The organism is Methylobacterium sp. CB376 (assembly GCF_029714205.1).
Lineage (GTDB): Bacteria > Pseudomonadota > Alphaproteobacteria > Rhizobiales > Beijerinckiaceae > Methylobacterium.
Window position 1 is genome coordinate 6,316,086 of record NZ_CP121648.1, and the last position, 21,720, is coordinate 6,337,805.

Annotated in this window: 8 protein-coding genes; 6 read left to right on the forward strand and 2 right to left on the reverse strand. The window is 73.6% G+C overall.

What is annotated here, in order from left to right; genetic code table 11:
- Positions 1–11: 11 nt before the first annotated feature.
- The 6 genes from QA634_RS29165 (at position 12) to fae (ending at position 5,983) form a co-directional block, all read left to right on the forward strand.
- Entirely contained in the window at positions 12–905 is an 894-nt protein-coding gene (locus QA634_RS29165; RefSeq protein WP_012335444.1) for an NAD(P)-dependent methylenetetrahydromethanopterin dehydrogenase, read from the forward strand.
- A 216-nt stretch (positions 906–1,121) separates the two neighbouring features.
- On the forward strand, positions 1,122–2,276 hold the full coding sequence (locus QA634_RS29170; RefSeq protein WP_012335445.1) for an ATP-grasp domain-containing protein: 1,155 nt from the start codon (positions 1,122–1,124) through the stop codon (positions 2,274–2,276).
- Positions 2,273–3,247 (forward strand): methenyltetrahydromethanopterin cyclohydrolase, encoded by a 975-nt coding sequence (gene mch / locus QA634_RS29175; RefSeq protein ID WP_012335446.1) that lies wholly within the window; start codon positions 2,273–2,275, stop codon positions 3,245–3,247. Before QA634_RS29170 ends, mch begins: the two co-directional genes overlap by 4 nt.
- Before the next feature lie 195 nt (positions 3,248–3,442).
- A complete protein-coding gene (locus QA634_RS29180; RefSeq protein ID WP_012335447.1) occupies positions 3,443–4,360 on the forward strand; it encodes an ATP-grasp domain-containing protein in 918 nt (305 codons plus the stop codon).
- Positions 4,360–5,220 (forward strand): triphosphoribosyl-dephospho-CoA synthase, encoded by an 861-nt coding sequence (locus QA634_RS29185; protein ID WP_012335448.1) that lies wholly within the window; start codon positions 4,360–4,362, stop codon positions 5,218–5,220. Before QA634_RS29180 ends, QA634_RS29185 begins: the two co-directional genes overlap by 1 nt.
- 247 nt (positions 5,221–5,467) lie before the next feature.
- Positions 5,468–5,983: a formaldehyde-activating enzyme gene (gene fae, locus QA634_RS29190; protein ID WP_012335449.1), complete on the forward strand. Its 516-nt coding sequence runs from the start codon at positions 5,468–5,470 to the stop codon at positions 5,981–5,983.
- 324 nt (positions 5,984–6,307) lie between these two features.
- On the opposite strand, the gene QA634_RS29195 is transcribed toward fae, so the two are convergent.
- The gene (locus tag QA634_RS29195; RefSeq protein WP_012335450.1) at positions 6,308–6,925 is read right to left on the reverse strand and encodes an invasion associated locus B family protein; all 618 of its coding nucleotides are present in this window, start codon (positions 6,923–6,925) and stop codon (positions 6,308–6,310) included.
- A 212-nt stretch (positions 6,926–7,137) separates the two neighbouring features.
- Complete coding sequence (locus tag QA634_RS29200; protein ID WP_012335451.1) at positions 7,138–21,705, reverse strand: beta strand repeat-containing protein; 14,568 nt, start codon at positions 21,703–21,705, stop codon at positions 7,138–7,140.
- Positions 21,706–21,720 lie beyond the last annotated feature (15 nt).

Sequence of the window (21,720 nt, forward strand, 5' to 3'; positions counted from 1 at the left end):
AGATCCGCGCCATGGCCCGTTCGATCCTTCACATGCTGACGCCGCTGAAGCACATGAGCCCGTTCGACGTGAACATGGCGGTCGATGCGGGGTTCGAGGTGGTGACGGCCTACACGGGCGTGACGCTGACCGAGGTCGGGCCGCTGGTGCAGGATTCGATCTTCTCGCGGGCGCCGCAGGACGGGGCGCGCACCGGCCTCTTCATCGCCGGCAAGAACGCCGAGGACGCCCTCGACATGGTCGACCGGGCCCGCAAGGCCTTCGTGCCGCCCTTCGTCAACCACGTCTTCGCGGATCCGGCCGGCTCCTTCACCACGGGCGCCGCGATGGTGGCGCAGGTGAACAAGGCCCTGCGCGACCGGTTCGGCGAGGGCCTGCCGGGCCAGCGCATCGTGATCTTCGGCGGGGCCGGCGTGGTGGCCTACGTGGCGGCGGTGATCGGCGCCATCGAGGGCGCCCGCCCGGTCCTGGTCGGCCATGACGGGCAGGAGCGGGTGAGCAAGATCGCCGCGACCATGAAGTGGCGCTTCGACATCGACGTCGAGGCGGTGGACGGGGCCGGCGGCGAGGCCCGCCGCGCCGCTATCGCGCAGGCCGACGTGATCCTCTCGGCGGGGCCGGCCGGCGTCGCGATCCTGTCGGCGGAGGATCTGGACCACGCCCCGCAGCTGAAAGTCGCCTCCGACGTGAACGCCGTGCCGCCCGCCGGAATCGCCGGCATCGACGTCAACGCCGCCTGCGCGCCGCTCCCCTCCGGGCGGGGCGTCGGGATCGGGGCGCTCGCGGTCGGGGACGTGAAGTACAAGACCCAGGCCGGCCTGTTCCGCCGCATGCTGGCCTCCTCCGAGCCGCTCTGCCTCGATTTCCGCGACGCGTACCGGCTGGCGGTGGAGATCGCCGGCTGAGGGGCGCTCCCGCGCGCCGTGGACTGGAAGTCTCGACCGCCTCGTGCTGAGGTCGGCGCCCTGGCGAGGCTCGAACACGCCGAACGGGGATCCGCGGCGTCGGTCGCCCGGACCGGGCGGGGTGCTGCGAGCGTCGCCGGCGCACCCACCACGGCCCGCGGGGTGGGGCTTCCAGAGAACCCCCGTTTCCTTGCCCCGTTTTATTGCCCCGTTTCCTTGCCCACCGATCCCGCTCCCCCTCTTCCCCGCGCCGGCGGCGCGATCCTGATCGCCGCCCAGTCCGGCCGGGCGCTCGCGGCGGCGGCGCGGCGGGCCGGGCTGCTTCCCTACGTGGCCGACCTGTTCGGGGACGCGGATACGCGCGACCTCGCCGCCGGCTACCGGCGCGTCCCCGGCCGGTTCGGCACGGGTCCGCGCGGCGCCGCCCTCGTCGAGGCCCTCGCGGCCCTCGCGGCCGAGGCCGGCGATCCCCTCGGCCTCGTCCTCGGCAGCGGCTTCGAGGGCTCGCCCGCCCTGATGCGCGACCTCGCCTTGCGCCACCGCCTGATCGGCGCCGCGCCCGACACCGTCGCGGCCCTCAAGCACCCGGCGCGGCTCGCCGCCCTCTGCGCCCGCTGCGGCATCCCGCACCCGGAGATCGCCCTCGCGCCGGTGGACGACCCGCGCGGCTGGCTGCTCAAGCGCCGCGGCGCCTCGGGCGGCGGCCACGTCCGCCCGGCGCCGGCCGGCCCCCTGCCGCGGGGCGCCTACCTGCAGCGCCTCGTGCCCGGCACGGCGCGCTCCCTGACCGTGCTGGCCGACGGGCGCGACCTGCGCGTCGTCGCCGACACCGCCCAATGGGCCGACCCGACGCCCGCGCGCCCGTTCCGCTACGCGGGCGCCGTCGATCCGGGCGGCATGCCGGCGGGCGTGCGCGAGGCGGCCGCGGCGGCGCTCGCGGCGCTCGTGGCCGAGACGGGCCTGCGCGGCCTCGCCAGCGCCGACCTGGTGGTGGAGGGGTCCGACTGGTGGCTGGTCGAGGTGAATCCGCGCCCGGGCGCCACCCTCGACATCCTCGACCGGCGGGAGGAGCCGCTCCTCGCCCGGCACGTCGAGGCCTGGGCGGGCCGCCTCGGCGGGACCCTGGCCCTTCCGGTAGATGCGGCCGCCACGCAGATCTGTTACGCCCCATGGCCGATCCCGCTGGTGCCGTCCGTGGCCTGGCCGGATTTCGTGATGGACCGGCCGCCGGCCGGCAGCCGGATCCCCGCCGGGGCGCCGATCTGCACGGTGCGGGCCGAGGGGGCCGACGCCCGGGCGGCCCTGAGCGAGGTCCGATTCCGAGCCGATGCCGTGCGGGCGCTCATCGCCCCCGAGGGAGATCGTTCATGAGTTCCACCACCGTCCGCCCGAGCGTGAACGCCCTGGCGACGCCGCTCGTCGAGGCCCTGGTCGCCGACGCCGCCAAGCTGCGCCTGTCCGTCTCGGCGAAGAGCGGCGAGGCCCGCCTCGTCGACGCGGGCGCGCAGGCGCGCGGCTCGATCGAGGCCGGCCGGCGCATCGCCGAGATCTGCCTCGGGGGTCTCGGCACGGTGACGATCGCGCCCGCCGGCCCGGTCGCGGCCTGGCCCGTCACGGTCACGGTGCACAGCGCCGATCCGGTCCTCGCCTGCCTCGGCAGCCAATATGCAGGCTGGAGCCTCGCGGACGAGGGCGGCTCCTCGGGCTTCTTCGCACTCGGCTCCGGGCCCGGCCGGGCCGCGGCGGCAGCGGAGCACCTGTTCGAGGAGCTGCACTACAGGGACCACGCCGCGCAGATCGCCCTCGTGCTCGAATCGGCGAGCGCGCCGCCCGCCTCCGTCGTCGCCAAGGTGGCCGAGGCCGCGGGCGTGACGCCGGACGCCGTGACCTTCATCTACGCGCCGACCCAGAGCCTCGCGGGTGCCACCCAGGTCGTCGCCCGGGTGCTCGAGGTCGCCCTGCACAAGGCGCATTCGGTGGGGTTCGACCTCGCGAAGGTCGTCGACGGCATCGGGGCCGCGCCCCTGAGCCCGCCCCACCCGGACTTCATCCAGGCGATGGGCCGCACCAACGACGCTATCATCTATGGCGGCCGGGTGCAGCTCTTCGTCGAGGCCGACGACGCCGAGGCCAGGGGCCTCGCCGAGGCCCTGCCGAGCACCACCTCGCGCGACCACGGCGCGCCCTTCGCGGAGATCTTCGCGCGCTTCAACGGCGACTTCTACGCGATCGACAAGCACCTGTTCAGCCCGGCCGAGGTGGTGGTGACCTCGCTCCTCAGCGGCACCAGCCACCGCGCCGGGAGGCTGGTGCCGGAGCTGGTGGAGCGGTCCTTCGCCTGAGGCGGCCCTCGCCCTGCACGGCCCGGGCGCCTCAGACGCTGTCCGGACGATCACGCCCGGACAGCGTCCGACACGCCCGCGCGGCGCTTGAGCGAAGTCGACATCCGCATGGCGCAGCAATCCGCCGGATGTCGGATCGAGCGGGCCGCCGGGTCGGGCGCCGGTCCCGGCCCCGTCAACCTGGAGACGTCTCGGATGCGCATCGGGCTCGCGGCCGATAACGGCGCTTGGCACAAGGGGCGCCTGCTGGCGGCGCTGACGCGGCTCGGCGCCGAGCCGGTGCTGTTCTCCCTCGCCGACGTCACCGTGGAGACGGGCCGTCCCGAGCCCCTGCACGTGCCGGGCTTCGGCGACCGCCTCCCGGACGGGGTCCTGCTGCGCACCATCGCGGGGGGCACCTTCGAGGCCACCACGATGCGCCTCGGCGCGCTCCACGCCCTCGTCGCCGCCGGGACCGTGGTCTGGAACAGCCCCGCCGCCATCGAGCGCTCCGTCGACAAGGCGATGACGAGCCTGCTGCTCGCCCGCCACGGCGTGCCGACGCCCGAGACCTTCGTGCTGTCGCGCCGCGAGGCCGCCGCCGCCCTCGTCGCCCGCGAGGCCGGCCCCGGCCGCCCCCTCGTGCTCAAGCCCCTGTTCGGCTCGCAGGGCGAGGGCCTGCAACTGATCGCCGCCCCGGACGAGCTGCCCCCCGAGGAGCTGGTCGGGCGCGTCTACTACCTGCAGCGCTACATCGCCCGGCGGGACGGGGCGTGGCAGGATTACCGGGTCTTCGTCTGCGACGGACGCGCCGTCGCGGGCATGATCCGGCAGGGCGACGGCTGGATCACCAACGTCCACCGGGGCGGGCGGCCGCTGCCCTGGACCGTCCCGCCCCGCGCCGCGGAGCTGGCGGAGGCCGCCGCCGGCGCGGTCGGCGTGGCCTATACGGGCGTCGACCTGGTCGAGGACGGGGAGGGCGGCTTCCTGGTGCTGGAGGTCAACAGCATGCCGGCCTGGTCGGGGCTGCAGCAGGTCACCGGGATCGACATCGCCGAGACGGTCGCGCGCGGCTTCCTGGCGGCCGTGCGGGCGCGGACCGCCCCGCCGCCGCGCCTGGTGGCGCAGGGCTGATGGAGCCGGCCCTGCAGCCGGATGCGATCGCCGCCGCCTATCGCGGCGCCTGCCGGGCGGAGCTCGCGGCGCTGAAGCCCGGCAACGTCCACGTCTTCGCCGAGGGCCACCGCATGACGCTGGCCGATTTCGAGCGCAGCGCCGCCTTCTCCGCCGGCCCCCTCGCGGCGCCCGGCCGGCGGGTCGGGGAGCGGGTCGAGGCGGCGGTCGCGGCGACGGTCGCGGCGGTCGGCCAGAACACCAACCTGGGCATCGTCCTGCTCTGCGCGCCCCTCGCCGCCGCGGCCGAGCGGACCGGCCCGCTGCGCGACGCCCTCGCGGCGGTGCTGGCGGAGCTCGACGGGCGCGACGCGGCGGGCGTCTTCGCGGCGATCCGGCGCGCCAATCCGGGCGGCCTCGGGCGCGCCGCCCGCCACGACGTCGCGGGCGGGGGCGATCCGCCGCCGCTCCTCGCCGCCATGGCAGAGGCGGCGGGGCGCGACCGCATCGCCCGCGCCTACGTGACGGGGTTCGAGGACCTGTTCGGGACGGGGCTCCCGGCCCTCGCCCGCGCGCGCGCGGAGGGCCTCGCCCCGCCCTGGACCGCCACGGCCGTCCACCTCGCCTTCCTGACGGGCTTTCCCGACAGCCACATCGCCCGCAAGTTCGGGCCGGAGCGCGCCGAGCGCGTGCGGCGGGAGGCGCAGGCCGCCCTCGGAACCGTCATCCTCGGAGAATCCGCCGTCCCGGTGCTCCTCGCCCATGATCGGCGCCTGAAGCAGGATGGTCTCAACCCGGGCACGAGCGCCGACCTGACAGTCGCGACCCTGTTCCTTGATGCGCTGATGCAGCTCAGAGGCGACCAAGTTTCGGCAGGTTGACCGCAGGGGAAGGCAACCTGCCAAAAAGTCGAAAGCCCTTACCTGCCAATGCCTTTTTTATCGTCGAAAATGGCCGCACCCGGCGAGGTTGGCGGCTTGTTCGCGATCCGGCACCGCTGTAGGGTCCGCCCCGCTATCCGGGAACCGGTTCGGCCGCAGGGCCGGACGCCGTAACAAGGATGGCGCGCTTCCAGCCGCGCCTGTTTCGTGGGCGGCTCATCGTTTTGACTCCTGGGAGAAACCCCGCATGGCGACGATCAACAAGGTGCTGGTGGGCGAAGCCCTCGTCGGCGACGGCAACGAGGTCGCCCACATCGACCTCATCATCGGCCCGCGCGGCAGCGCCGCCGAGACGGCCTTCTGCAACAGCCTCACCAACAACAAGCACGGCTTCACCAGCCTGCTCGCGGTGGTGGCTCCGAACCTGCCGTGCAAGCCGAACACGCTGCTGTTCAACAAGGTGACGATCAACGACGCCCGCCAGGCGGTGCAGATGTTCGGCCCCGCGCAGCACGCGGTGGCCAAGGCCGTGCAGGATTGCGTGGCCGAGGGCATCATCCCGGCGAGCGAGGCCGACGACCTGTACATCCTGGTCGGCGTGTTCATCCACTGGGAAGCGGCGGACGACGCGAAGATCGAGAAGTACAACTACGAGGCCACGAAGCTGTCGATCCAGCGCGCCATCCAGGGCAAGCCGACGGCCGCCGAGGTCACGCAGCAGTACAAGACGGCGCAGCACCCCTTCGCCGCCAACGTTTCCTAGACAGGAAACCGTCCGGAGCAGCCAGCGGCACCTCCGCCGCCCCCACCGCCTCCGCCGAAGGGGCTGTTCCAGCGACTGGCCTCCATTTTCCTCGGACGCTGACACGATCGCGGGAGGGCTTCGGCCCTCCCGTTCCGTTTGGCGGGCCGCGTCCCCGGCCCGACGCCCCCGCGCGAGGAGGGACGAGGCGGACCGCGTCCGGCTGCGGCCCGGTGCGAGCGGCCCGCTCGGCGCTCAGCAGAACTGCATGGCGCAATTCTGCTGAGATTCTTGTTTTCGCATGATTTTTGCCGCCGAACCGGTGACCGCTTCGGCGAATGATGCTCAGGAGCGCTCCTTGGCCAGCGCGTCGAGGGCCTGGCTCAGGCCGCGCAGGGAGATCGGCACCGCGACCTCCCGCCCGGCCGCATCCTTGAACGTCAGCCGGCTCGCCTCGATCGGCCCCCGCCACCGCTTCAGGACGTCGTCCTTGGCCGGCCCCTCCGCCGCGCAGGCGCCGGGCAGGCAGCGCCGCCAGGCCATGTCCAGCGCTCCCCCGTCCTTCCCGTCCTTGTCCTCCCCGGCCAGGCGGACTCCGGAGGCGAAGCTCGCATTGACCGGCAGCACGGCCGTCACGTGCAGGCCGTCCTCGCCGGGCACGCGGCCGATCGCCACCTGGGCGACCGGCGCGGCCTGGCCCTGGATCTGGACCGCTTGCGCGACCTCGCACAGCCGCGTCGTCTTCTCCCCGTCCACGAGGCGCTGGCAGCGCAGCACCCAGTCGGCGAAGGTGGCGGTGGTCAGGCCCGGCTCCGCCGGCACGGAGGCGGGCGCCGCTTGGGCCGGGGCGGCGGCCTTGCCTTGCGCCGGCTGCGCGGCGGCCCCGCCGGAGATCGGGCCGGAGGACAATGCGAGGGCCAGCAGAACCATGCCGCGCGACGGCAGGGAGGACAGGAACGACATCGGGCAATGCTCCAAGGGCGCAGGGAGCCGCCCCGCGCTCGGCGAGGCGACGCGATCGACCGCGTGGGCGACTCGTCGGCCGACGCGGTGAAGGATGACGGGAGCCCGCCCCCGGAGCGGGGCAGGCTCACCGGCCGCTTCCTCCGTCGCGGAGGAGGCGCCAGGCCGCCGCACGCGGCGGCGGCCTCTCCGGGCCTAACTCCGCCGGATCCTCATCGGCCGGCGGAGGGGGAGCCGGTCTGGGGGGCCGCCGGGGTGATGTAGCAGGCGGCCTGGCTCAGGCAGGCGACGGGCGTGTCGAAGCGCGGATCGCTGAGCGGGCTTCCCTGGGAGCTGGTCAGGCCCGCCCCCTGGAAGACCGGCGGAGTGTAGGGCGTCAGGCTCTGATTGAGGGTCAGAACCTGGGTCACGGTGCTGGCGGTGACGGGCGAACCGACCGGCGGCGCGGACCCGGCCGCCGCGACCGCTTCCGTCACGGTCAGGGTGCCATTCAGGAAGGTGAGCGCGTAGTCGGGTGATGCGGCCAGCGTACCTTGGGTGATCGGATAGGAGCCGGGTGCGCTGTCCGGCGTCGCCGGGGTGGCGAGCTGGCCCGCCAGGCCATCGCCGCCCACCAGCCCGAGTCCCGACACCGCGTAGGTGAGGACGGGGTTGGGCTGGCCGGAGGCTCGGCTCTGGGCATCGGCGGCGACGGTCAGCGGCCGCGGCGCGACCGTGAGGATGCCCTCGACGAAGGTGATGCCATAGTTGCCGGAGGTGAGGCCGGCGGCCGTGATCGCGTAGCTGCCGGCATTCCGGGCGCCCTGGGCAGACCCGCCATAGGTCAGGCTGCCGCCGAGCACCGAGGCGTCCTCACCACCGACCAGGCCCGCGTACGACACGCCGTTCCCGCCCGAATAGGCCCGCCCGTCATAGGTCTTGGCGTCATTGCCGGCCGTCACCGTCAGCGGAGCCTTGGTCACCGTGAGGGTGCCGGGTGCGTAGGTGATGGCGTAGTTGCCGGAGGTCAGGCCGGCCGGCGTGATCGCGTAGCTGCCGGCGTTCCGCGCCCCCTGAGCCGACCCGCCATAGGTCAGGCTGCCGCCGAGCACGGAGGCATCCTCGCCACCGACCAGGCCCGCGTACGACACGCCGTTCCCGCCCGAGAAGGCCTGCCCGTCGTAGGTCTTGCTCAGGCCGTTGGCCGTCACCGTCAGCGGGGTCTTGGTCACCGTGAGGGTGCCGGGTGCGTAGGTGATGGCGTAGTTGCCGGAGGTCAGGCCGGCGGGCGTGATCGCGTAGCTGCCGGCGTTCCGCGCCCCCTGGGCAGACCCGCCATAGGTCAGGCTGCCGCCGAGCACCGAGGCCTCCTCACCACCGACCAGGCCCGCGTATGACACGCCGTTCCCGCCCGAGAAGGCCTGCCCGTCGTAGGTCTTGCTCAGGCCGTTGGCCGTCACCGTCAGCGGGGCCTTGGTCACGGTCAGGGTGCCGGGTGCGTAGGTGATGGCGTAGTTGCCGGAGGTCAGGCCGGCCGGCGTGATCGCGTAAGTGCCGGCATTCCGCGCCCCCTGGGCAGACCCGCCATAGGTCAGGCTGCCGCCGAGCACCGAGGCGTCCTCACCACCGATCAGGCCCGCGTACGATACGCCGTTCCCGCCCGAGTAGGCCCGCCCGTCGTAGGTCTTGGCGGCGTTGCCGGCCGTGACGAGGAGGGCAGCCTTGGTCACGGTCAGGGTGCCATCCGCGTAGCTGATGGCGTAGTTGCCGGAGGTGAGGCCGGCCGGCGTGATCGCGTAAGTGCCGGCATTCCGCGCCCCCTGAGCCGACCCGCCATAGGTCAGGCTGCCGCCGAGCAAGGAGGCATCCTCACCACCGACCAGGCCCGCGTACGACACGCCGTTCCCGCCCGAGTAGGCCCGCCCGTCATAGGTCTTGGCGGCATTGCCGGCCGTCACCGTCAGCGGAGCCTTGGTCACCGTGAGGGTGCCGGGTGCGTAGGTGATGGCGTAGTTGCCGGAGGTCAGGCCGGCCGGCGTGATCGCGTAGCTGCCGGCGTTCCGCGCCCCCTGGGCAGACCCGCCATAGGTCAGGCTGCCGCCGAGCACGGAGGCATCCTCGCCACCGACCAGGCCCGCGTACGACACGCCGTTCCCGCCCGAATAGACCCGCCCGTCGTAGGTCTTGGCGGCGTTGCCGGCCGTGACCGTCAACGGAGCGGGCAGGATCCTGCCGATCGCGGCCGACAGCGAGGTCTGCGCCAGGACGTAATTGCCCGCCGCCGAGCCCGCGAGCGCGATGCCGGACACGCTCACGGTCTTGCCCGTGCCGGCGTCCTTGGTGTCGTAAACACCGTTCGCCGGCCACACCAAGTTGACCTCGTCGGCCCCGACCACACCCCCCAGGGCATAATTGCCGGCGGCCAGGATCGCGGCGGTCGAGCCATCATAGGTCTTGCTCACGCTGCCCCGGAGGGAGGCCGTCAGCGTGGCCGGGTCGATCGTGCCGATCCCGCCGGACAGGGAGGTCCGCTCCAGGACGTAATTGCCCGCATCGGCGCCCGCGAGCGAGAGGCCGCTCGCGCGCACCAGCTTGTTCGTCCCGGCATTCCCGGTGTCGTAGGTGCCACCCGCGCCCGAGACCGTGACGGCATCGCCTGCGACGACGCCCGCGAGCGCGAAGTTCCCGGCGCCCAGCATCGCGAGCGCGCTGCCGTCGTAGGTCTTGCGCACCGCGCCGGTGAGCGCGACCGCCAGCGTCGCCCTGTCGATGGTGCCGAGGGCCGCCGAGATCTCGGTCGCGGAGCCCAGCGTGTAGTTGCCCGCATCCGCGCCCGACAGGGTCAGGCCCGACGCCGTCACCAGCTTGCCCGTCCCGGCCTTGGCATCCGCGTAGACCGCGCTGCCCGCGACCGAGACCGCGTCGCCGGGGACGAGGCCCGTGAGCGCGTAGTTCGCGGCGCTCAGCGTCGCGGCCGTGCTGCCGTCGTAGGTCTTGCGGGCCGCGCCGGTCAGCGAGACCGCCAGCGTCGCCCTGTCGATGGTGCCGATCGCCGCCGAGACCGTGGGCGCGGCGAGCGTGTAGTTGTCCGCGTCCGCCCCCGACAGGGTCAGGCCCGACACCGTCACGGACTTGCCCGTCCCGGCCTTCGCGTCCGCGTAGACCGCGCGGCCCGACGCCTGCACGACGTCCTGGCCCACCACGCCGCCGAGGCTCAGCTGGCCCGGCGCCACCGTCGCCGCGACCGTCCCGTCATAGACCTTGCGCACCGCGCCGCCGAGCGAGACCGCCAGCGTCGCCCTGTCGATGGTGCCGATCGCCGCCGAGGCCGTGGGCGCGGCGAGCGTGTAGTTGTCCGCGTCCGCCCCCGACAGGGTCAGGCCCGACACCGTCACGGACTTGCCCGTCCCGGCCTTGGCATCCGCGTAGGAGGCGCTCGCCCCCGCGACCTGGACATCGTCCTGGCCGAAGCGGCTGCTGCCGAGGTCGAAGCCGAGCCCCGTCAGGCCGGCGCTCGTGCGGCCGTCGTAGGTCTTGCGCGCCACGCCGGTCAGCGACACCGCCAGCGTCGCCTTGTCGATCGTGCCGACCGTACCCTGGACCTGGCTCGTGCTGCCCAGCGTGTAGTTGGCGGCATCCGCCCCCGACAGGGTCAGGCCCGAGACCGTCACGGACTTGCCCGTCCCGGCCTTGGCGTCCGCGTAGACCGCGCTCGCCCCCGCGACCTGGACGTCGTCCTGGCCGAGGCGGCTGCTGCCGAGGTCGAAGCCGAGCCCCGTCAGGCCGGCGCTCGCGCGGCCGTCGTAGGTCTTGCGCGCCACGCCGGTCAGCGACACCGTCAGCGTCGCCTTGTCGATGGTACCGATCGCCGCCGAAGCCGTGGGCGCGGCGAGCGTGTAGTTGTCCGCGTCCGCCCCCGACAGGGTCAGGCCCGACACCGTCACGGACTTGCCCGCGCCCGCCTTGGCATCCGCGTAGGAGGCGCTCGCCCCCGCGACCTGGACGTCGTCCTGGCCGATGCGGCCGCTGACGATGTTGAGGCCGAGCCCCGTCAGGCCGGCGCTCGTGCGGCCGTCGTAGGTCTTGCTGGCCGAGCCGGTCAGCGAGACCGCCAGCGTCGCCCTGTCGATCGTCCCGATCGCCGCCGAGGCCGTGGGCGCGGCGAGCGTGTAGTTGTCCGCGTCCACCCCCGACAGGGTCAGGCCCGACACCGTCACGGACTTGCCCGTCCCGGCTTTGGCGTCCGCGTAGACCGCGCTCGCCCCCGCGACCTGGACATCGTCCTGGCCGATGCGGCTGCTGCCGAGGTCGAAGCCGAGCCCCGTCAGGCCGGCGCTCGCGCTGCCATCGTAGGTCTTGCGCGCCACGCCGGTCAGAGAGACCGCCAGCGTCGCTTTGTCGATCGAGCCGATCGCCGCCGAGACCTGGTTCGTGGTGCCCAGCGTGTAATTGCCCGCCGCGGCCCCCGACAGGGTCAGGCCCGAGACCGTCACGGACTTGCCCGCGCCCGCCTTGGCATCCGCGTAGGAGGCGCTCGCCCCCGCGACCTGGACGTCGTCCTGGCCGATGCGGCCGCTGACGATGTTGAGGCCGAGCCCCGTCAGGCTGGCGCTCGCGCTCCCGTCATAGGTCTTGGTGACGCTGCCGGTCAGGGACACCGTCAGCGTCTTGGGGTCCACCGTGACCGAGCCGGGCGAAACGAACCGGGTGGTCCGCCCGCCCCAGGAGGTGCCGCTGCCCCCGGACAGACCGATCGCGTAGGTTCCCGCATTGCTCTGTGCGGTCACGCTCGAGGTCACGCTCGGGAGCGCGGACACGACGTTGCCGAAGACGCTCCCCGAGCCGTACACGGTCGGCGCGAGGGTCGGCGGCGTGTCGCCGTAGGTCATGCTGGCCGAGGCATCGAGCGCCACCACGCCCGAGGTGGCGTAGAGTTCGGCGGTGTGCGTCTTGCCGTCGCTCGACTGGGCCGCGGAGGCGTTCGGCCGCGCCCAGACGGTCGTGAAATCCCATCCGACCGCCGTGGCGGTGGCGGTGAACCCGCCGGCGGTGCCGGGGGTGTCGAGCATCTGCGCGGTGGTCAGGCCGGTGCCCATGCCCCCGGCGCTGGTCGCCTGGCCGGTGGCCTCCGTGTCCCAGTAGGAGGCGGTGACGGTGGCGCCGGATCGCAGGCTGCCGACCAGGCCGCCGACAGTGCTGGTGCCCGTCACGCTGCCGGTCGCGTAGGTCTGCCGGATGGCGCCGGCGTTGGTGCCGACCAGACCGCCGACGGGAGCGTCGGGAGTCGTGCCGCCCGTGACGCTCCCGGTCGCGTAGGCCTGCTGGATGGTGCCGGAGTTGATGCCGACCAGACCGCCGGCCGCGCTCCTGGCGGACACCCGACCGGTGGCGTAGGCCTGGATGATGATCCCGGCATTGCTGCCGACCAAGCCGCCGATCAAGTCGCTGCCGGACACGGCGCCGGTGGCGTAGACGGCGCGCAGCGCCCCCGACCCAGCGTTGGAACCGACCAGACCGCCCGCTCGGCCGTAGGTCGATGCGCGCGCAGTGATGTCGGCGAAGACCTTGGTGACGAAGCCCTTGTTGGTTCCGGCCAAGCCCCCGGCATCGCCGGCCGCGCTGACACCGCCGCCGGCCAGCCCGACGCTGCGGACCTCGCCCGTGGGACCGATGATCCCGAACAGGCCCGCCGAGCTGGTCGAGGGCGCGTTGATCGTCAGGCCGGCGATGCGGTGGTCGCGGCCGTCGAAGCGCCCGGTGAACGGGCCCATGCCATTGCCGAGCGGCACGAAGCCGCCGCTGCCCCAGATGTCGGAGGCGGTCGCGCCCGCCGTGGCGCCCGCGTCGAGATCGCCGGCCAGGGCGTAGGACCCGGCGAGATTCACGTTGACGAGCTGGAGCTGGTGCAGGTTGGTGACGGTCGCGATGCCGTCCGCCCCCGGCTGCGCCGCCTCCCAGCGCCCGATCGGCCGCAGGTCGCCGGCCTGGTACCAGTCGCGCGTGAAGTTCCAGCCGGCGTAGCTGCCCTGGTCGCGCGCCTGCGCGGTGGTCAGACCCCTCGCGCCGCTTCCTCCGGCGCTGATCGCCTGACCGGTGGTCTCCGTGTCCCAGAACGACGCGAGGACGGTGCCACCGCTGGACCCGACGAGGCCGCCGGAAAGGTTGTTGGCCGTCACGCGGCCGGTGGCATAGACTTGGGTGAGGGTCCTCCTGTTGCTTCCAGCGAAGCCGCCGACAGTGGTGTTGCCCGTCACGCTGCCGGCGGCGTAGGCCTGGGTGACGAGACCATTCCAGTTATTCCCGACGAAGCCGCCGACAGCGCTGCTGCCCGTCACGCTGCCGGCGGCGTAGGCCTGAGCGATGGTGCCGGAATTGCTCCCGACGAAGCCGCCGACGGTGCGGCCGCCCGTTACGCTGGCGGTGACGTAGGCCTGGGTGATGCGGCCGGAATTGGCCCCGACGAGGCCGCCGACAGTGTCGCCGCCCGTTACGCTGCCGCCGACGAGGCCGACATTGGAGACCGTCGCGCCGCTCTGCACAACACTGAACAGACCGACAGCCTCCATGGTCGGCCGGTTGATCGTGAGCCCGGCGATCACATGGCCGCGGCCGTCGAAGGTGCCGGCGAACCCGGTCGAGCCGCCCCAGATCGGCACGAAGCCGCCCCCGCCCCAGAGGTCGGCGGCGTTGGTGCCCGCGGTGGCGCGCGCGTCGAGGTCGGCGGCGAGCCGGTAGCGGCCGGCGGGATTCGTCGCCACCAGCTGCAGCTGGTGCAGGGTGGCGATCGGGATCGCCCCGTCCGCCCCCGGCTGCGCCGCCTCCCAGAGCCCGATCGGCCGCAGGTCCGCGGTCTGGTACCAATCCGTCGTGAAGTTCCAGCCCGCGTAGCTGCCCTGGTCGCGCGCCTGCGCGGTGGTCAGACCCGTCGCGCCGCTTCCTCCGATGCTGGTCGCCTGACCGGTGGTCTCCGTGTCCCAGAACGACGCGGTGATGGGGGCGCCACTGCCAGCCCCGACGAGGCCGCCGACCGCGCTGTCGCCCGTCACTCGGCCGCTGGCGTAGGCCTGAGTGATGCTACCGCCAGCGTACCCGACGAGGCCGCCGACATTCTTGCTGCCCGTCACGCTACCGGTGGCATAGGCCTGGGTGATGCCGCCGCCGGAGGTGTACCCGACGAGGCCGCCGACATAGCTGGCGCCCGTCACGCTGCCGGTCGCGAAAACCTGGGTGATGCTGCCGGAAGTGGTCCCGACGAGGCCGCCGACGAAAGTGTCGCCCGTCACGCTGCCACTGGCGTAGACCTGGGTGATGGTACCGGCCACATTTTTCCCGGCAAGGCCGCCGACATTGCTCCTGCCCGTCACGCTGCCGCCGTCGAGGCCGATCCCGCGCACGAGGCTGCCTGGGCCGGTCACGCCGAACAGGCTGACGTTGTCGAGGGTGGGCCGGTTGATCGTCAGCCCCCGGATCACGCCGCCGCGGCCGTCGAACAGGCCCGAGAACCGCGCCGACGGGGTCCCGATCGGCACGAAGCCGCCCGGACCCCAGATGTCGGCGGCGACCGCGCCCGCCGTGGCACTCGCGTCGAGATCGGCGGCCAGCGCGTAGGACCCGGCGAGGTTCGCGGCGACGAGCTGCAGCTGGTGCAGGTTGGTGATGAGGGCGGGGCCGTCCGCCCCCGGCTGCGCCGCCTCCCAGCGCCCGATCGGACGCAGGTCCGCGGCCTGGTACCAGTCGCTCGTGAAGTTCCAGCCCGCGTAGCCGCCCTGGTCGCGCGCCTGCGCGGTGGTCAGGCCGGTGCCTCCTCCGGCGCTGCTCGCCTGCAGGGTCGTGTTCGTGTCCCAATAGGAGGAGGTCACGCTGCCGGTGCCGGTCCCGACCAGGCCGCCGGCCTTGGACGGGTCCGCGAGCGCGACCACGAGCCCCGACGCGTAGGATTGGGCGATGCTGCCGCCGTTGCTGCCGACGAGCCCGCCGACATCGGCGCCGCCAGTGACCTCCCCGGTCGCGTAGGCCTGGCTGAGGGTGCCGGCGGTCACCGCGCCGACGAGCCCGCCGACCGAGGTGCCCGACCCGTAGACGCTCCCGGTCGCGGAGGCCTGGGCGATGCGGCCGGAACTGCTGCCCACCAGCCCGCCGACGCCGGTGCCGCCCGAGACGCGGCCGGTCGCGGAGGCCTGGAAGATCGTCCCGTCGCTGGACCCGGCGAGGGCGCCGACCTTGTCACGGCCGATGATGCGGCTGCCGGCGAGGCCGATCCGGGCGACGCGGCCGGCCGCGCTCACCGCGCCGAACAGGCCGACGAAGTCCGAGGTCGGCGTGTTGATGGTCAGGCCGGAGATCGCGCGCCCCCGGCCGTCGAAGCGACCGGAGAAGCCCGCGGCGCTGCCGCCGAGCGGCACGAAGCCGCCCGGGCCCCAGATGTCGGCGGCATCCGCGCCCGCCGTGGCGCCCGCGTCGAGATCGGCGGCCAGGGCGTAGGACCCGGCGAGGTTCGCGGCGACGAGCTGCAGCTGGTGCAGGGTGGTGATGAGGGCGGGGCCGTCCGCCCCCGGCTGCGCCGCCTCCCAGCGCCCGATCGGCCGCAGGTCACCGGCCTGGTACCAATCCGTCGTGAAGTTCCAGCCCGCGTAGCTCGCCGCCTGGCGCGCCGACGCGGTGGTCAGACCCGAAGCGCCGCTTCCTCCGGCGCTGGTCGCCTGACCGGTGCTCTCCGTGTCCCAGAAGGATGACGAGACGTTGCCCATGCTGAAGCCCAGCAGACCGCCCACGCCGACTCCGCCTGTCACGCGGCCGCTGGCGTAGGTCTGCTGGATGCTGCCGCCAGCGTTGCCCCCGACGAGGCCGCCGACAAAGCTGTCGCCCGTCACGCTGCCGCTGGCGTAGGCTTGGCTGATCGTCGCGGAATTGTACCCGACGAGGCCGCCAACCTTGCTCGTCCCCGACACGCTGCCCGTCGCGTAGGCTTGGCTGATCCAGCCGCGGCTGAACCCGACCAGGCCGCCGACTTGGCTGCCGGTCTGGCTGCCGGAGACGGACGCCGTGGAGTAGGCTTGGCTGATCGTCCCGGAGTTGGTGCCCACGAGGCTGCCGACTTGCGAGGAGCCCGAGACGCTGCCGCCGACCAGCCCGATCCGCGTGAGACCGCCCCCCGACGCGAGCTTGCCGATCAGGCCGACAGCATCCTGGCTCGGCCGGGCGATGGTCAGCCCGGTGACGACGTGGCCCGCGCCGTCGAGGCTGCCGCTGAACGGCGCGGTCTCATCGCCCACCGGCACGAAGCCGCCGGGGCCGAACACCTCGCTCGCGTCGGCCCCCGCCGCCGCCTTCATCGTCGCGCCGGCATCGATGTCGGCGGTGAGCCGGTAGCGGCCGGCGAGATTCGTCCCCATCAGCTGCAGCTGATGCAGGGTGGAGATCGGGATCACCCCGTCCGCGCCCGGCTGCGCCGCCTCCCAGCGCCCGATCGGCCGCAGGTCACCGGCCTGGTACCAATCCATCGTGAAGTTCCAGCCCGCGTAGCTCGCCGCCTGGCGCGCCGACGCGGGGGTCAGACCCGCCGCGCCGCTTCCTCCGGCGCTGGCCGCCTGACCGGTGGTCTCCGTGTCCCAGAACGACGCGAGGACGGTGCCATTGCTGGACCCGACGAGGCCGCCGACACCGCCCGTGCCCGTCACGCGGCCGCTCGCGTAGGTCTGCCGGATGGCGCCGGAGTTGAAGCCGACCAGGCCGCCGACATTGACGCCGCCCGTCACGCGGCCGGTCGCGGAGGCCTGGGTGATGCTGCCGCTATTGTACCCAACGAGGCCGCCGACATTGCGGGTGCCCGTCACGCTGACGGTCGCGTAGGCCTGGGTGATGCTGCCGGAATTGGTCCCGACGAGGCCGCCGACGGTGAGGCCGCCCGTCACGCTGCCGCCGACGAGGCCGATGCCGCGCACGAGGCTGCCCGCGCCGGTGGCGGTGAACAGGCCGACTACGTTGATGCTGGGCCGGTTGATCGTCAGCCCCCGGATCACGCCGCCGCGGCCGTCGAACAGGCCCGTGAACCGCGCCGACGGGGTCCCGATCGGCACGAAGCCGCCCGGGCCCCAGATGTCGGCGGCACCCGCGCCCGCCGTGGCACTCGCGTCGAGATCGGCGGCCAGGACGTAGGACCCGGCAAGGTTCGCGGCGACGAGCTGCAGCTGGTGCAGGTTGGTGATGAGGGCGGTGCCGTCCGCCCCCGGCTGCGCCGCCTCCCAGCGCCCGATCGGCCGCAGGTCACCGGCCTGGTACCAATCCGTCGTGAAGTTCCAGTCCGCGTAGCTCGCCGCCTGGCGCGCCGACGCGGTGGTCAGACCCGTCGCGCCGCTTCCTCCGGCGCTGGCCGCCTGACCGGTGGTCTCCGTGTCCCAGAACGACGCGAGGACGGTGCCATTGCTGGACCCGACGAGGCCGCCGACACCGTCCGTGCCCGTCACGTGGCCGCTGGCGTAGGTCTGGAGGATGCTGCCGGCGCTGGCCCCGACGAGGCCGCCGACAGTGCTGGTGCCCGTCACGCCGCCGGTCGCGTAGGCCTGGGTGATGCTGCCGCCATTGGTCCCAACGAGGCCGCCGACAGTGCGGGTGCCCGTCACGCCGCCGGTCGCGTAGGCCTGGGTGATGCTGCCGCCATTGGTCCCAACGAGGCCGCCGACAGTGCGGGTGCCCGTCACGCCGCCGGTCGCGGAGGCCTGGGTGATGCTGCCGCTATTGTACCCAACGAGGCCGCCGACAGTGCGGGTGCCCGTCACGCTGACGGTCGCGGAGGCCTGGGTGATGCGGCCGGAATTGGCTCCGACGAGGCCGCCGACCGTGCTCCCGCCCGTCACGCTGCCGCCATCGAGGCCGATGCCGCGCACGAGACTGCCTGCGCCGGTGACGCCGAACAGGCCGACGTTGTCGAGGGTGGGCCGGTTGATCGTGAGCCCGGCGATCGCATGGCCGCCGCCGTCGAAGGTGCCGGCGAACCCGGTCGAGGCGTCCCCGATCGGCACGAAGCCGCCCCCGCCCCAGAGGTCGGCGGCGTTGGTGCCCGCGGTGGCGCGCGCGTCGAGGTCGGCGGCGAGCCGGTAGCGGCCGGCGGGATTCGTCGCCACCAGCTGCAGCTGGTGCAGGGTGGCGATCGGGATCGCCCCGTCCGCGCCCGCCGGCGCCGCCTCCCAGCGCCCGATCGGCCGCAGGTCCGCGGTCTGGTACCAATCCGTCGTGAAGTTCCAGCCCGCGTAGCCGCCCTGGGCGCGCGCCTGCGCGGTGGTCAGGCCGGTGCCTCCTCCGGCGCTGCTCGCCTGCAGGGTCGTGTTCGTGTCCCAATAGGAGGAGGTCACGCTGCCGGTGCCGGTCCCGATCAGGCCGCCGATGTCGCTTGTGCCGCTCAGAGGGCCCGAGGCATAGCTTTCGCTGACCGTCCCGCCGTTATAAGCCACCAAGCCGCCGATCTGGTTCGAGCCCGTCACGCTGCCCGTCGCGTAGGCTTGGCTGATCGGCCCGGAATTGTAACCCACGAGGCCGCCGATCTGGGTCCAGCCCGACACGCTGCCCGTCGCGTAGGCTTGGCTGATCATCCCGGAATTGTAACCCACGAGGCCACCGGCCGCGCTGCGGGAGGCGGAGACGGACGCCGTGGAGTAGGCTTGGCTGATCGTCCCGGCGTTGGAACCCGCGAGGCCGCCGACATTGGAGGAGCCCGACACGCTGCCGCCGACCAGCCCGATCCGCGTGAGACCGCCGCCCGGCGCGAGCTGGCCGATCAGGCCGACGTAACTCTGGCTCGACCGGGCGATGGTCAGCCCGGTGATGACGTGGCCCGCGCCGTCGAGGCTGCCGCTGAACGGCGCGGTGTAATCGCCCACCGGCACGAAGCCGCCGGGGCCGAACACCCCGCTCGCGTCGGCCCCCGCCGCCGCCCTCATCGTCGCGCCGGCATCGATGTCGGCGGTGAGCCGGTAGCGGCCGGCGAGATTCGCCCCCATCAGTTGCAGCTGGTGCAGGGTGGCGATCGGGATCACCCCGTCCGCCCCCGGCTGCGCCGCCTCCCAGCGCCCGATCGGCCGCAGGTCACCGGCCTGGTACCAATCCGTCGTGAAGTTCCAGCCGGTGTAGCTCGACGTTTGGCGCGCCCCCACAGTGGTCAGGCCGGTGCCCATGCCCCCGGCGCTGGTTCCCTGGCCGGTGGTCTGCGTGGTCCAGTAGGAGGCGGTGACGGTGACGCCGGATTGCAGGCTGCCGACCAGGCCGCCGACGGTGTCCGTGCCCATCACGCGGCCGCTGGCGTAGGCCTGGCCGATGCTCCCGGAAGTGACGTTCCCGACGAGGCCGCCGACCGTGCTTGCGCCCGTCACGCTGCCGGTCGCGTAGGCCTGGGTGATGGTGCCGGAAGTGACGTTCCCGACGAGGCCGCCGACCGTGCTTGCGCCCGTCACGCTGCCGGTCGCGTAGGCTTGGCTGATGCTGCCGGCATTGTTGCCGACGAGGCCGCCGAGTGTGTTGGCGCCCGTCACGCTGCCGGTGGCGTAGGCCTGGGTGATGCTGCCCGAATTCGCCCCGACCAGACCGCCGAGAGCGCTGCCGCCCGTCACGCTGACGCTGGCAGAGGCTTGGCTGATGCTGCCGTAATTGGTCCCGACCAGCCCGCCGACATTGCCGATGCCGGTCATGCTGCCGCCGACGAGCCCGACGTTGCGGACCGCCGCGCTCCCATCCACGACACCGAACAGACCGATATTGGACGTGCCCCCGCGGTTGATCAGGAGGCCGGTGATCACGTGACCCTGGCCGTCGAACAGGCCCTTGAACCGACGGGTGTCGCTCCCAAGCGGCGCGAACCCGCTCCCGTTGTTCCAGCCCGCCGTCTCGCTCGCATCGATGTCCCGGCCGAGCGCGTAGCCGCCCGACAGGTTCTTGCTGATGTCCTGCAGGTTCTGCGCCGTATTCACCAGCATCCAGGCGCTCAGAACCGTCCCCGTCCCGACATTCGGCCCGTAATTCGTCGGCGTCGCATAATCGGCCGGGTTGTAGTACAGCGCCACGCCGCCCGACGCCGTCGCCTGCACGCCGGACCCGAAGGTCACCGTGCCGGTGCCGCTGCCGGCCGCATCCGCCCGCAGCACGATCTGCGCGCCCGTCCCCCCGGTGAGGTTCGCGTTGACCGCCACGTGGCGCGCCGCCGCCAGCGTCAGCGTCGTGCCGCCGCTCCACGTCACCGGGTCGGCCACCGTGATGTCGCCCGCCTGGCTCCCGCCCGTCCCGGTCGTCACCGTCACGTTCGCGCTGCCCAGCGCGGTCTGCAGCGTGCCCACGCTCAGCACGCTGTCGTTCGCCGCCGCGGCGAAGCCCGACAGGCCCGAATCGGCGGCGCCCGAGATCGTCAGGTCGTAGGGGTCGAGCAGCAGCGTCCCCGCCGCACCCGCCGGCGCCGTCAGGTCGGTGCGGCCCCGATAGGCCAGCACCCCCTTCGACGACACCTCCGCCGCGCCGCCATCCCCGCCCAGGCGGCCGCCCGTCGCCACGATCGTCCCGGAAAAGTCGGTCCGCCCGTCCGACCACAGCACCACGTCGCCGCCCGCGCCGCGCGCCGTCGCCTCCGCCCGGATCTCGCTGCCCGCATCCACGCTCAGCGTCGTGGCGTGCGCCAGCCCGCCCTGGCCCTGGCGCCCGCCCCCGAGCCGCACCCGCCCGCCCCCGGCCGCCCCCGACACGTCGATCCGCGCCAGGCTCAGCGCCATGGCGGGCGCCGTCGCCACCACGCTCCCGCCCGCACCCGACCGGCCCGCCGCCGCGAGGACGCCGCTCAGCGCCAGGCTCTCGCCCGCCCGGATCCCGACCCGGCCGCCCCGCGCCCCCGAGGCCTCGATCCGGCCCGCCACCGAAACCTCCCGGCCGCGGATCCGCACCCGGCCCCCTTGCGGGCCGCCCGAGGCGTCGAGCCGCGCCGCCGCCCCGACCTCGACCTGCCCGTCCCCGCCCGAGAGCAGGATGGTGCCGCCCCGGGTCGTGAAGCTGCGCGCCTCCACCACGCCGGACAGGTTCACGGCCTGCCGCGCCATCTCCCGCGCCGCCGCCGCCCGCAGGGTCACGGTGCCGCCCTCGGCCGAGATCACCCCCGAATGGGCCACCAGCGCGCCCGCGCCCGCCCGCCGCGTCGGCACCGCCACCTGCAGGAACCCGTCCCCGGCGAGGTCCAAAGTCGCCTCCTCGCCCGAGCCCAGCCCGACCTTGCCGGCCGGCACCGTGATCACGCCGGAATTCGCCACCTCCCCGCCGATCAGCGCCGCGTAGCCGCCGCGGGCGATGGTCAGCGTCCCCGCTTGGGTCACCGGCGCCGAGGCGCCCGAGCCCCGGAACGACCGCCGCCCGGCCAGGAAGTCGCCGTCCGTGATGCCCAGCGAGGAGGCCACGAAGGCCCCCGCCTCGACCCGGCCGGTCGGGGTGATCGCGATGCCGTTCGGGTTGACGAGGTAGACCTGCCCGTTGGCGGTGAGCTGCCCGGCGATGGTCGAGGGCGTCGTCCCCGTCACCCGGTTGAGGATCGCCGCCTGCGCGTCCGGCTGCCGGAACTCGACCCGGCCGCCCTGGCCGATCGAGAAACCCTGCCAGTTCACGATGGCGTTCGGGCTGGCCTGGGTGACGGTGAGGGCGCCGTTCCGCGGCGCGCCGATGCTGACGCTGCCGGCGACGACCTGCCCGCCGCTCGGCAGGGTCTGGGCCGGGGCCGTCCGGGTCAGGGCCGTGGTGGCCAGCAGCGCGGCGAGGAGGCGGGGGGCGAGGGAGCGCACGGGCATCGGCGGGCTCGTTCG

Excerpts from the sequence above, each read along its gene's own strand:
- QA634_RS29165 (WP_012335444.1), top strand. The coding sequence starts at position 12 with ATGGCCCGTTCGATCCTTCACATGCTGACGCCGCTGAAGCACATGAGC.
- mch (WP_012335446.1), top strand. The coding sequence starts at position 2,273 with ATGAGTTCCACCACCGTCCGCCCGAGCGTGAACGCCCTGGCGACGCCG.
- QA634_RS29180 (WP_012335447.1), top strand. The coding sequence starts at position 3,443 with ATGCGCATCGGGCTCGCGGCCGATAACGGCGCTTGGCACAAGGGGCGC.
- QA634_RS29185 (WP_012335448.1), top strand. The coding sequence starts at position 4,360 with ATGGAGCCGGCCCTGCAGCCGGATGCGATCGCCGCCGCCTATCGCGGC.
- fae (WP_012335449.1), top strand. The coding sequence starts at position 5,468 with ATGGCGACGATCAACAAGGTGCTGGTGGGCGAAGCCCTCGTCGGCGAC.
- QA634_RS29195 (WP_012335450.1), bottom strand. The coding sequence starts at position 6,925 with ATGTCGTTCCTGTCCTCCCTGCCGTCGCGCGGCATGGTTCTGCTGGCC.
- QA634_RS29200 (WP_012335451.1), bottom strand. The coding sequence starts at position 21,705 with ATGCCCGTGCGCTCCCTCGCCCCCCGCCTCCTCGCCGCGCTGCTGGCC.